Here is a 12,675-nt window from a genome sequence, read left to right as displayed (position 1 = left end):
CCAGCAGTCAGTATTGTTGATGTTTAAGAATAGTGCGGCGTTAGTAGACCAAAGACGGCAACCAAAGCGCGAGGTTCGGGAAGGCCAGCAAGAGCCCCAGCATCACGAACATGGTGACTACAAAGGGCAGCGCGCCTTTGATTACGTCGATCATCGGGCCCGATTTGCGAATGCCCTGCACCACGTAAAGGTTGATGCCGATGGGCGGTGTGATCAGTGCTGTCTCCAGCAGGACCATAAGCAGAATACCGAACCAGACGGGATCAAACCCGAGAGCGACGACAATCGGCGTGATAAGCGGAGCCATCGTCAGCAGCATGGAGAGTGTCTCCATAAAGCAGCCGATCAGGACCAGCACGGCCACGATCAAGAGCATGGTTTGCATCGGCGACCAGCCAAGGCCGGTGACAAAGTCGGTTAGTGCTTGTGTCAGTCCGATGATGGAAAGGACAAAGTTCAGAAAGACTGCGGCGATGATGATCAGCATGATCATTGCGGTGGTGCGCATTGTGCCTTCAATGGCCTGACGCATCATGTCGATCGACATTTTACGATTCAGCGTAGCAAGCGCCATTGCGGCGACAACACCCAATGCGGCCGCTTCTGTCGGGGTGGCCAGACCTGCATAGATCGAGCCTACGACAACCACGAATATGCCCAAAGGCGGGACGAGGGCGGGCAGCGCGGCGAACCGCTCGGCCCAAGTATGGCGCAGGGCTTCGCCGCCCCATTCAGGCTTGACCATGCAGGCGACGACGATTGTGGCCATGAACAATACTGCTAACAGAAAACCGGGTAAAAAGCCCGCGAGGTACAGCTCTGGCACGGATGTATTGGTGAGCAGGCCGTAGAGGATCAGGTTGATTGACGGCGGGATCAGGATACCCAGCGTACCGCCTGCGGCAACTGTGCCCAGAAACAAGCTCTCGTTATAGCCGCGCTTTTCAATCTGGGGTACGGCCACAGTGCCGATGGTTGCAGCAGTCGCCACAGAAGAGCCCGAGGTGGCTGCGAACAGGGCCGATGAGCCGATGTTGGAGTGCATCAATCCGCCCGGCAGCCAGCCTAACCATTTGACGATACCGTCATACATCCGCTCGGTGATGCCAGCGCGCAGCAGTACCTCGCCCATCAGCACGAACATCGGGATCGCCACCAGCAGGAAATCGGTCGAGGTTTGCCATGCCATATCCGAAATCGCGCGGTGCAGCGGCATGGGGCTGTCAGTGAATTGCAAGATGAGACCCAGCCAGCCAAGGGATGCGGCGATGGGAACGGCCAGACCGATGAGACCCAGCAGGATAAGGAGCGTTTTGATTAACATCAGTTTATACCGTCTCGTCTGAGATTTGTTCGTCGAGGGATTTCACGCCGATCAGGTCTTGGGTGCCTGCGGTATCGCCTGCCAACATGCGTTTGATCGCGACAAGGCACAAAAGCACCCCTGAAAAGACAAAGAACATCCAACCCAGCAGCCAAGGGATTTGTGGCCATGCCAGTGGAACACGCATAGGTGTGATCGAGCGCGAGCCGTTTTCAAGCGTATCGGCGACCATGGACCAGACATTATAGACAACAACAGCCGCAAAACCGACGAGCATGATCATGCCAAAAAGATTGATCAGATTGTGCAAGGATTTGGGAAATGCGCCCAGCAAGGCATCCACGCGGATGTGGGCACGCTCAAACAGGGCATAAGACAGGGCAAGGGCGGTTGCGACGCCAAAGGCATAGCCCGAAATCTCGTCTGCGCCCCCCAGCGATATGTTGAAGAACTTGCGCAAGAACACTTCGGTAGTGACCAGAAATGCCGACAGAACGATCAACGAGCCGCCGAGCCATGTCAGCCACAGGCTGAAGGTGCGGGTTGAATGAAGTAGTTTCTCTAACATCCTGATTTCCTGTGCACAAAGTGTTCGGTGATGCGGCGGCAGATCACCGCCACATCGGGCCGTATTGCGTTACTTGGCTTGGGCAGTCAGGCCCAGAATGGAGCCTACAGTCTCGTTCCAGTTGGCAGCACATTCGGTCCCGCAACGTTCGGCCCAGCGGGCCAGAACAACATCTGTCGCGATGGTATCACGCAGCGCCAGATCAGCGGCCGATGGCTCGACCAGGGTCATGGCGCCTGCTTCGCCGATGGCACATTCACCGCCTGTGATGCAGGAGATTGCCACATCATCTTCTGTGGCGGTTTCGGCCCACATAGCATCATTGAGTGTGGCGATTTCGGTTTGCAACATTGTCTGTTGAGCGTCCGACAGGCTGTTCCATTTGTCCATGTTCATCGCGCCAAAGGCCAACCCCCAGCCCACGCGCAGCGTATAGGCGTGGGTCGCGACTTGGTTCCATTTGGCGGTATAGGCCGACATGGTGCCGGTGATTGCGCAGTCAACCACGCCTTTTTCCAGCGCAGGGATTACTTCGGAGAACGATACCGTCACGGAGGTGCCGCCCACGCCTTCAACAAAATCACCCAAAGTGGTTGAGTAAACGCGGATTTTTTTGCCTTTCAGGTCTGCAATGCCGTTCACCTCGCCATTGCACCACAGGGTCTGGCTGGGGAACGGGTATAGCATCAGCAGCTTGGCGTTGTAGATATCGGCAAAAGCTGTCTCGAGAGTTGGAAAATAGGCCTCGGAGACTTTGCGTTGTGTTTCGATGTCTTGGGTGAGCGACGATAGATCGGCGCCTTCGAAGATTGCGTTCTCGGCTGCCACATAGCCGGGCAGGCCGAAGGCAAAGTCAAAGACACCGTTTTTTACAAGACGCATAATCTCGAACCCTTTGAGGCCCAGACCGGATTGCGACTGGATTTTGCCGATCATCTGGCCACCCGATGCTTCGCTCAGTCGGGTGTTGAAAAACGGCTCTTCGTGTTTCTGGTAGTTGGTCAGGCTGGACCATGTGCCAACAGCGTTCAGCACTACAGGGCCATCGGCCATCGCCGCGCTGGCGGTCAGGGCAAGGGCCGCAATGGCAGTTGTCATCTTTTTCATGTTTCTCTCCTTGTTGGTCGTTTTTGATTTATTGCGGGGGTAGGATTGTTGTTTCGGCGTCCTCGGCCACATCGGCGATCAGCATGTGACCAGGGGAATGGGTGATGCACAGCGGCAGTTGCGCATCCAGCAGGACGTTCTGGGGGGTGACACCGCAGGCCCAATAGACGGGAACTTCGCCTTCCTTGACCTCGACCGCATCGCCCCAATCGGGCAGGGCCAGATCATCAATGCCAATTGTAGAGGGATCGCCAAAGCCGATAGGCGCACCGTGGGCATGGGGATAGCGTGCGCTGATCTTGCGGGCCTGTTCCACTTGGGCTTGCGGGATCGGGCGCATGGTCACGACCATTTTGCCTGCAAAAGGCCCCGCTGGCATCAGATCAATGTTCGAGCGGTACATGGGCACATTGCGCCCTGTTTCGATATGCCGGACCGGTATGTTGTTGCGCAGCAGTGCGTTCTCGAAGGTGAACGAACAACCAAGCGCGACAGTGACTAGATCATCGGCCCACAACGCTGTAATGTCCGCGACTTCCTCAATGAACACGCCATCTTTAAAGACGCGGTATTGCGAGACATCCGTGCGGATATCAATGTCGCGGCCAAGGGTGGGCAAGTTCGGATTGCCGCTGTCGCTTACGCCAACCACGGGGCAGGGTTTGGGATTGCGCTGGCAAAAGCGCAGGAAATCCAGCGCAAAGCGTTCTGGCAAAATAGCAAGGTTGCATTGCAGCTTTCCGGCGGCCAATCCGGCGGTGTGTCCATTGTAGGTACCGTGGCGAATTGCGCTGCGCACTTGTTCTGGTGCGGCTGCGATCAGCTCGGAATGGGAAAGGGTCTGTTTGGTCATGGCGGATGCCCCTGTGATGTTCAAAAAACATCCCACGAGACATGCAATCCATGCAAATTATCATTTTGTATCGGTTGTGATAGATTTTGCGAAACTACTTGGGGTGCGACGCATCCCAGTCTGTCGCGACCTGCTGCGCGATTTCTGCACTGTTTTCAACAAGAAAGCTGCGGGGTTCTGACAGATACGACGCCGTGAACTGGAGCGGCGAGGGTCTGAAGCCCGGATCGAATTCTACAATCTGGCCCGTGCGCAAAAAATCATCTGCCAAGGCGCGGGGGTATGGACCCACCGCGATTCCCGCCGCAATCATCTTGAGACTGGCGGACAAAGAGGCCGAAGCATAAACGCGCAATTGCGGGCCAACCCTGCGCGACAGCTCCGACATCAGCTCGCGGTAGGGGCGGGTTTTGCTGGAGTACGAAATGATGGGAATCGCGCCCAGATCGGTCTGGGGGTTCTGGGTCGAGCGGTACCAATGCAGATCGAACGGCGGCAGTGCCACGTTTTCGACCGTGAACTCGGAGACAGGTCCCATGAGAAATACCAGATCCAGCCGCCGCTCCAACAGAGCGGCGCGCAGGTTGAGAGAGATATCGACTGTCAGATCGACGTTGACGTTGGGATATTGCTGGCTGAACGCTTTGAGAAATTCGGGCAGCCATGCCTGAGCAATCGTCTCTGACGCACCTACACGAAACAGGCCTTTGGCTTCGGAGGGGTTGGCGACGCGCTGTTTGATTTCTTCTTCCACGAACAACATCTGCTCGGCATAGGAAATCAGCAAGGTGCCGTGTTTTGTCAAAACCAGATCACCGGGACCGCGCTCGAACAAGGGAACGCGGAGTTCGTCTTCAAGATTGGCGATGCGGGTCGAGACAGCAGGTTGGGAGAGATGCAGCCGCTCGGCTGCTTTGCGAAAGCCGCCCAGCCGTGCAACCCATAGAAAGGTTTTGATCTGATCGAATGTCATGGCTATTCATAATATTTATCAGATCCTTTGGCTATTGATTAACAAGGCTTGGAGCAAGATTTATATGTTGCTTTCGATGCCTCAGGCATCTGGCCCGAGATAGGCTGTCGCCTCTATCTCTAACAGCGCGTCATCTTCTACCAGACCTGCGACCACCAACATGGACATTGCGGGGAAATGGCGGCCCAAAACGCGGCGGTAAACCTCGCCAACCTCGCGTTGGCGCGCCACATATTCTGCCTTGTCGATCACAAACCACGTAAGCCGCGTAATATCTGTGATGCTGCCGCCTGCAGCTTCTACAATAGCGACAATGTTGTGCAATGCTTGCTCCATCTGCCCGATGAAATCATGGCTTTCAAAGATTTGGTCTGCATTCCAGCCAATTTGCCCACCGATATACAGCGTGCCATCTTGCGCCAGCATGCCGTTTGCGTAGCCTTTGGCGGGTGCCCAGTTGGTCGGCTGGATTGTTCTGGCTGTCATGGTCTTCTCCGAAAGTGGGCTGTTGAACAGGAATGGTCTTAAAATTAGGGTACGGGCCGTTTACGATGGCTGTTTCAGCATGAAACGCTGGATTTTGCCAGTTTGGGTCTTGGGCAGCTCCGCAACAAAAACGACGCTGCGAGGATATTTGTAAGGGGTGATGGTGGCTTTGACATGGTCTTGCAAGGTCTTCGCCGTCTCTGCTGTCGGGTGCGGGTCAGCCAATACAACATGGGCCTGCACGATCATTCCCCGTTCGGGATCGGCCACGCCAACTACTGCACATTCCAAAACAGATGGATGTGATAGCAGCGCTGCCTCTACCTCTGGTCCTGCAATGTTATAGCCTGAGCTGACGATCATATCATCATTGCGCGCGGCGAAATGCAGATAGCCTTCGGCGTCCATCACAAAGGCATCGCCTGTGATGTTCCAGCCGTCTTGGACATAGCCGATTTGCCGATCATCGCCCAAATAGCGACAACCGGTTGGCCCGCGCACGGCCAAGCGGCCCACAGTGCCCAAAGGCACTTCGTTACCGTCCGGCCCGATGATCTTGGCCTCATATCCGTCGACAACTCGGCCTGTGCAGGAGGGCTTATGATCGTCGAACCGATTGGAGATAAAGATATGCAACATCTCGGTTGCGCCGATGCCGTCCAGCATGGGTTTGCCGGTCTTTTTGATCCAGTCATGGTAGACGGGGGCGGGCAGTGTCTCTCCGGCCGACACGGCAGCGCGCAGACTGGACAGATCAGCGCCCTGATCCATCGCGGCCAGCATCGCACGATATGCTGTCGGTGCGGTAAAGCAGACTGTGGCCTTATACTTCTGGATAATTTCGATCATGTTCGGGGGGGAGGCCTGCTCCAGCAGGGTCGCTGTCGCGCCGAACCGCAGGGGAAAGATCGCCAGTCCGCCCAAACCGAATGTGAAGGCCAAGGGGGGCGAGCCGACAAAAACATCATCGGATGTAACCCCCAGAACCTCGCTGGCATAGCCATCCGCGATGATCATCAGATCTCGGTGAAAGTGCATCGTTGCTTTGGGTGCGCCTGTGGTGCCTGATGTAAATCCAAGCAGGGCGACATCGTCCAGCGCGGTGGCGACAGAGGTGAATTGCACTGGTTTTTCCAGCGCCAAACGGTCAAGTTCTGCGTCATGGTTCGATGTTCCGTCGAAACATATCACATGTTTCAAGTATTTGCTGTTGGCGGCGCAGGCGTCCATTTCCTCCATCAGGCGGGTATCGCAGAGCGCGTGTGTAATCTGTGCCTTATCCACGATCTGGCCCAATTCGCCTGCACGCAACATGGGCATTGTGTTGACAACAACGGCGCCCGCTTTGGTCGCAGCCAGCCAGCAAGCTACCATAGCAGGATTGTTGGCAGAGCGGATCAGCACGCGGTTGCCCGGCTGAAGCCCTAGATCATCCACCAGCGCATGGGCCAGACGGTTGGTCCAGTCCGTCAGCTCTTTGTAGGTCCGTCGCCTGCCATTGCCGACCAACGCGATGTTGTCGCCAAATCCTTTGGCCACCATCGCATCGGTAAGTTCAAACCCCGCGTTCAGGCGTTCGGGATAGTCGAACCGGTCCAGCAGAAAGTCCGGCATCTGCGCGGCAGGGGGCAGGTTATCGCGAGCAAAGGTATCGACGTGTGCGGATGCGGCAAACATGGGACCTCCCGAGGGGTGACTAAGGTTTGGAGTGGGCGCCCAGCGTCTGGCGCGCGATTATGACCCGCTGGACGTCAGAAGCACCTTCGTAGATGCGTAGCGCGCGGATTTCACGATAGAGCTTTTCGACAGTCTCGCCCGAGCGGACGCCGTCACCGCCATGCAGTTGTACGGCTTTGTCGATTACCTTTTGTGCCTGATCCGTCGAAAAGAGCTTTGCCATCGCGGCCTCACGCGTGATGCGGGTGGCGCCGCTGTCTTTGGTCCATGCTGCACGATAAATGAGCAGTGCACTTGCATCGACGTCCACAGCCATATCTGCGATATGGCCCTGTACCATCTGTAGTTCGAACAGCGGTGCGCCTTGGACGTGGCGCGAGGTGGTGCGGTTCAATGCCTCGTCCAGCGCACGGCGGGCAAAACCCAGAGCGGCCGCCGCTACGGTTGAACGGAACACATCCAGCACGCCCATTGCAATTTTGAAACCATCGCCGCTGCCCGCAAGCATGGCTGCCGCAGGCACGCGGCAATCGGTAAAGCGCAAGGTGGCGAGCGGGTGCGGCGCGATCGTATCAAGGCGTTCGGCGATCTCCAGCCCTTTCGTGTCTGCGGGAACAATAAAGGCCGATAGCCCCTTGGCACCCGCCGCATCGCCCGTGCGGGCGAATGTGGTATAAACATCGGCGATGCCGCCGTTCGATATCCACGTCTTTTCACCGTTCAGCACATAGTGGTCGCCATCGCGGGTGGCCGTCATGGTAGAATTGGCCACGTCCGAGCCTGACTGCGGTTCTGTCAGCGCAAAGGCCGAGATCGCCTCACCTGCGCGTATCTTCGGCAGCCAGTCGCGTTTCTGCGCATCGGTTCCGAACAGGGATATTGCACCTGTCCCAAGCCCCTGCATTGCAAAAGCAAAATCGGCCAACCCGTCATGGCGCGCCAGTGTCTCACGAATGAGGCACAGCGCGCGGACGTCCAGTGGTGCCTCGCTATCGGGATCGACGGCTGCGTGCTTTAGCCAACCGCCACGGCCCAAAGCAGCAACGAGTGATTTGCACGCAGTGTCTGTATCGCTGTGATCAATCGCTGCCAGCTCTTTGCTGGCCCAAGCGTCCAGACGCGCTGCAAGATCGCGGTGGCGGTCCTCGAAAAAGGGCCAATTCAGGAAGGTTTTATCAGCCATCAGTTGCCCTCGAATACTGGTTTTTCTTTTGCGACGAAGGCGTTGTAGGCGCGCTCGAAATCGGCGGTTTTCATGCAGATGGCCTGCGCCTGTGCCTCGGCCTCGATGGCCTGTTCGATCGACATGGACCATTCCTGCGCCAGCATGGTTTTGGTCATCATATTGGCAAAGTTCGGCCCCGCTGCGATGCGCGCCGCCAAGGCGGTGGCTTCGTCCTCAAGCGCGTCTGCCTCGACCACCTTGTTATAAAATCCCCAGGCAGCCCCTTCATCCGCGCTCATCGAGCGGCCAGTATAAAGAAGCTCTGCCGCGCGGCCTTGACCGATGATACGGGGCAGGATGGCACAAGCGCCCATATCGCAGCCCGCAAGGCCCACGCGGGTAAACAAAAACGCGCATTTTGCCTGCGGTGTCGCCACACGCAGATCGGAAGCCATGGCGATAATCGCACCTGCGCCCACACAGACACCATCAATGGCGGCAATCACGGGTTTGCCGCAGTTCACGATTGCTTTGACCAGATCGCCCGTCATGCGCGTAAATGTCAGCAGCTCTTTCATCGACATTTTCGTTAGCGGCCCGATAATGTCATGGACGTCTCCACCAGAGCTGAAGTTGCCGCCGTTGGATGCAAAGACCACAGCGTTTACATCGTCGGAATAGACCAGATCACGAAACCAGTCGCGCAGCTCGGCGTAGCTGTCAAAGGTCAGCGGGTTTTTACGCTCGGGGCGGTCCAGCCGCACGGTCGCGATGCCGTCTTTGATAGAGCAGTGAAAGTGGGTGACATCGGTGCGGGTGGTCATGGGGTCTTCTCCTGTAAACTTTTGTCGAGCTGCTCTAGCCGAAGGGCGATATCTGTTGCTTCGCTGCCCGAGAAATCAATGAGCATCTCGTTTATCCATGCTTCGTGTGCCGCGGCCTGACGCGCGAATTCCTCGCGTCCGCGGGTGGTCATGCGCACCAGCGTGGCGCGTCTGTCACCCGGAACGGGGACGCGCACAATCAGGCCGTCCTCGGCCAGACGGTCCACGATACCTGTGACATTGCCGTTGGATACTTTGAGAACACCTGACAGCTGGCTCATCTTGAGGCCGTCCTCAAAGCGGCTGAGGGCAGCCATCACGTCAAAGCGCGGCAGAGTTGACGCGAATTCAACCCGCAGGTTCTCTCGTAATTGTGCCTCGATAGCGCGACTGGCCTTGAGAAACCGGAGCCAGAGCCGCAGCCGCTCTTTCGACGCTGGATCGGCAATCGGGGTTTGGTGCGTCTGTGTCATATCTCTCCCCCTGACAGGCTTAGCGTGTGACCGTTGACCGAACGCGCCGCATCTGAGCAGAGCCAGAGTGCCGCGCTGGCGACTTCATCCGTTTGGATGAAGCGGCGCTGCGGGTTGCCCTTGGTCAGCGACGTCGCCGCATCATTGGCCGACATGCCCGTTTTCGCAACGATATTGTCGATGGAACGCTCCAGCATCGGTGTCTCGATGAAGCCAGGGCAAATTGCGTTGACTGTGATGCCAGTCTTGGCCAGTTCCAGAGACAGTGCGCGGGTCAGTCCGACAACACCGTGTTTGGCTGCGCAATAGCCCGACACATAAGGATAGCCTTTGAGACCAGCGGTTGAAGCAATCGCGATCATCCGCCCGCTGTCTGTGGCTTTCATATCGGGCAGGGCTGCCTGCCAGACATTGAACACACCAGCGAGGTTCACATCTGTCATGCGTTTGAGATCATCCACGGTCATCTTGGCAAAGGGGATGCTGGCCGCGTCTCCTGCATTTGCGATGACAATCGTGATCGGGCCTTGGGCGTCACGCGCTGCTGTAAATGCCGTGCGAACTGCATCGGGGTCGGTCACATCGCATAGCTGATAAGGCAGGTTCTGCAGTCTGAGTGGCTCTTCGGTCCGCCCCATTATGGTCACGGCCATGCCTGCACCCGCAAGAGCGTGCGCAATCTGTGCGCCGACTCCAGTCCCACCGCCTGTCACAACGGCATGTCGCGGCGTGCTCATACTTTCTCCGCCATTTCGGCAGCGCGTTCCGCCAGTCGCCATGCCTGATCGCGGCCAGCCTCATAGGGCAGGGGCCATTTTTCGTGGCGGTCGCCCAATTCGGTTGCAGCGTGCAGTGTCCAGTAGGGATCGGCCAGATGCGGACGCGCAAGGCAAACCAGATCTGCACGGCCCGCCATCAGGATCGAGTTGACGTGATCGGCCTCATAGATGTTGCCTACGGCCATAGTCTTGATCCCTGCCTCGTTGCGAATGCGGTCCGAGAAGGGCGTCTGGAACATGCGGCCATATACAGGTTGCCCTTGCGTCGAGGTCTGACCGGCCGAGACGTCGATAATGTCCGCACCTGCAGCCTCGAACATCTGCGCGATTTCGACAGCGTCTTGTGGTGTGACACCATCATCGCCTGCCCAGTCATTGGCCGAGATCCGCACGGCCATCGGTTTGCCCTCGGGCCAGACGGCGCGCATTGCGGCAAACACTTCCAGTGGATAGCGCATCCGGTTTTCCAGACTACCGCCATATTCATCCGTGCGGATGTTGGACAGCGGCGAGATAAAAGACGAGATCAGATAGCCGTGCGCGGCGTGCAGTTCGATCATGTCAAAACCAGCCCGCTGCGCCATCTCGGTTGCGCCTACAAACTCCGCCTTTACGGCGTCCATATCGTCACGTGTCATGGCCCGTGGTACCGCGTTGCTATCACTCCACGGAATGGCAGAGGCCGAAAGGAGCGGCCAGTTGCCTGACTTCAGCGGGGTGTCCATGCCCTCCCATCCGATCTTGGTTGAGCCTTTCCGCCCAGCATGACCGATCTGGCAGCAGACCATTGCTTCGGTTTCGGTATGGACGAAGTTCACCAGCCGCGCCCAAGCCGCCTCATGCTCTGGCTTATAAAGGCCGGGGCAGCCGGGCGTGATGCGGCCTTCGGCAGAGGTACAGGTCATTTCTGTATAGACAAGTCCTGCGCCGCCCTTGGCCCGCTCGCCGTAGTGGATAAGGTGCCAGTCGGTTGGCGTGCCGTCCACCGCCTTGTACTGCGCCATGGGGGACAGGACGATGCGGTTTTTCAATTGCATATCGCGCAGCTTGAAGGGGGCGAACATCGGCGCGCGGGCAGGGCCGTTGGTGTCTGCACCTGCCTGGTCGAGAAACCACTTTTCGGCAGAGGCCAGCCAGACCGGATCGCGGGCGCGCAGGTTCTCGTGGCTGATCCGCTGGCTGCGCGTCAACAAGGAGTAATTGACCTGAACAGGGTCGAGATGCAGATACCGCTCTACGTCCTCGAACCATTCAACCGAATTGCGCGCTGCCGATTGCAGGCGCAATACCTCAAGGCGGCGCATCTCCTCATAATTGGTAAACGCCTCGGGCAAGGTAGCACTCTGGTGGAGATGCTCGGCCAGTGATATCGCGCTCTCGAGTGCCAGCTTGGTGCCGGACCCGATCGAGAAATGCGCGGTTGCAGCCGCATCGCCCATCAGCACGACATTTTCGTGGCTCCATTTCTCGCATAGAACGCGGGGAAATTTGATCCAGGCAGAGCCACGAATGTGGTTGGCGTTTGTCATCAGGGAATGGCCGCCGAGGTGGTCTTTGAAGATTTCCTCACAGACTGCAATGCTTTGTTGTTGCGACATGTCGGCAAAGCCGTAGGCGTCATAGGTTTGCTGGCTACATTCGACGATGAATGTCGCTGTATCATCGTCAAACTGATAAGCATGCGCCCAGACCCAGCCTTTTTCTGTCTCTTCGAAGATAAAGGTAAAGGCATCATCGAATTTCTGATGTGTGCCCAGCCAGACAAAGGGACAAAGCCGCGTGTCGATGTCGGGCTTGAACGTCTCGGCAAATTCCATCCGCGTTTTCGAGTTCAACCCGTCGCACGCGACCACGACGTCAAAGTCGCTCATGTAGTCAGAGGCCGCACCCACCTCGGTCTCAAAGCGTAGATCAACGCCCAACTCTGCCGCCCGCGCCTGAAGGATCATCAGCAGACGTTTGCGCCCGATCCCGCAAAACCCGTGACCGGTCGAAAGCATCTTTTGCCCCTTATGGAGCGTTGCGACATCGTCCCAATATGCAAAATGATCGCGGATACTGGCAGCACTGACAGGGTCATTTGCAGCCAGATTACCCAGTGTTTCGTCCGAGAGAACGACGCCCCAGCCAAAAGTGTCGTCGGCGCGGTTGCGCTCGAATACAACCACATCACAGGCCGGATCGCGCAATTTCATCGAGATCGCAAAATATAGGCCCGCAGGCCCTCCGCCCAGACAAGCAATGCGCATATACAACAATCCCCTCGTTTTGATGTGGCAGTTTCTATCAGCCTAGAAGGGGGTCTTTTTAATTTCAAGGTCAAATATTTTATACTCAAAATATATGGGGTCAAAGCAATTGCCTATGGCGCACTTTTAGTATTTTTAGGTTTTATATTATCTGAATGTTTTTGCGGTTTCTGGCAGCCATAGTGCGATGTCTGGGA

At 57.1% G+C, this 12,675-nt stretch carries 12 protein-coding genes; all 12 read right to left on the bottom strand.

Features of this window, described 5'->3' with window-relative positions:
* Positions 1–40: 40 nt before the first annotated feature.
* The 12 genes from Q0903_RS13165 to Q0903_RS13110 all read right to left on the bottom strand — a co-directional run bounded on the left by Q0903_RS13165 (position 41) and on the right by Q0903_RS13110 (position 12,478).
* A complete protein-coding gene (locus tag Q0903_RS13165; protein WP_299416129.1) occupies positions 41–1,324 on the bottom strand; it encodes a TRAP transporter large permease in 1,284 nt (427 codons plus the stop codon).
* A gap of 4 nt (positions 1,325–1,328) precedes the next feature.
* The gene (locus Q0903_RS13160; RefSeq protein WP_299023478.1) at positions 1,329–1,892 is read right to left on the bottom strand and encodes a TRAP transporter small permease; all 564 of its coding nucleotides are present in this window, start codon (positions 1,890–1,892) and stop codon (positions 1,329–1,331) included.
* 69 nt (positions 1,893–1,961) lie between these two features.
* Complete coding sequence (locus Q0903_RS13155) at positions 1,962–2,999, bottom strand: TRAP transporter substrate-binding protein (RefSeq protein WP_299023475.1); 1,038 nt, start codon at positions 2,997–2,999, stop codon at positions 1,962–1,964.
* A 28-nt stretch (positions 3,000–3,027) separates the two neighbouring features.
* On the bottom strand, positions 3,028–3,852 hold the full coding sequence (locus tag Q0903_RS13150; RefSeq protein ID WP_299023474.1) for a putative hydro-lyase: 825 nt from the start codon (positions 3,850–3,852) through the stop codon (positions 3,028–3,030).
* 94 nt (positions 3,853–3,946) lie between these two features.
* Positions 3,947–4,825, bottom strand: coding sequence for a LysR family transcriptional regulator (locus tag Q0903_RS13145; protein ID WP_299023472.1), 879 nt, complete (start codon positions 4,823–4,825; stop codon positions 3,947–3,949).
* Positions 4,826–4,906: 81 nt separating this feature from the next.
* Positions 4,907–5,311 carry a RidA family protein gene (locus Q0903_RS13140; protein WP_299416124.1) on the bottom strand — a complete coding sequence of 135 codons (405 nt, stop codon included), beginning with the start codon at positions 5,309–5,311 and terminating at the stop codon, positions 4,907–4,909.
* Positions 5,312–5,371: 60 nt separating this feature from the next.
* Entirely contained in the window at positions 5,372–6,988 is a 1,617-nt protein-coding gene (locus tag Q0903_RS13135; protein ID WP_299416121.1) for an AMP-binding protein, read from the bottom strand.
* Positions 6,989–7,007: 19 nt separating this feature from the next.
* Positions 7,008–8,171, bottom strand: coding sequence for an acyl-CoA dehydrogenase family protein (locus Q0903_RS13130; protein WP_299416118.1), 1,164 nt, complete (start codon positions 8,169–8,171; stop codon positions 7,008–7,010).
* Complete coding sequence (locus Q0903_RS13125) at positions 8,171–8,977, bottom strand: enoyl-CoA hydratase family protein (protein ID WP_299023466.1); 807 nt, start codon at positions 8,975–8,977, stop codon at positions 8,171–8,173. Before Q0903_RS13125 ends, Q0903_RS13130 begins: the two co-directional genes overlap by 1 nt.
* The gene (locus tag Q0903_RS13120; protein ID WP_299023465.1) at positions 8,974–9,450 is read right to left on the bottom strand and encodes a MarR family transcriptional regulator; all 477 of its coding nucleotides are present in this window, start codon (positions 9,448–9,450) and stop codon (positions 8,974–8,976) included. Before Q0903_RS13120 ends, Q0903_RS13125 begins: the two co-directional genes overlap by 4 nt.
* Positions 9,447–10,187 carry an SDR family NAD(P)-dependent oxidoreductase gene (locus Q0903_RS13115; protein WP_299416114.1) on the bottom strand — a complete coding sequence of 247 codons (741 nt, stop codon included), beginning with the start codon at positions 10,185–10,187 and terminating at the stop codon, positions 9,447–9,449. The genes Q0903_RS13120 and Q0903_RS13115 overlap by 4 nt, the downstream gene beginning before the upstream one ends.
* The gene (locus Q0903_RS13110) at positions 10,184–12,478 is read right to left on the bottom strand and encodes a bifunctional salicylyl-CoA 5-hydroxylase/oxidoreductase (RefSeq protein ID WP_299416111.1); all 2,295 of its coding nucleotides are present in this window, start codon (positions 12,476–12,478) and stop codon (positions 10,184–10,186) included. The genes Q0903_RS13115 and Q0903_RS13110 overlap by 4 nt, the downstream gene beginning before the upstream one ends.
* Positions 12,479–12,675: the final 197 nt, after the last annotated feature.

The sequence above is a fragment of the uncultured Sulfitobacter sp. genome, assembly GCF_947502895.1.
GTDB lineage: Bacteria > Pseudomonadota > Alphaproteobacteria > Rhodobacterales > Rhodobacteraceae > Sulfitobacter.
Note: the sequence above shows the minus strand (reverse complement) of the source record. Positions and strands in the feature narration are given on the sequence as shown.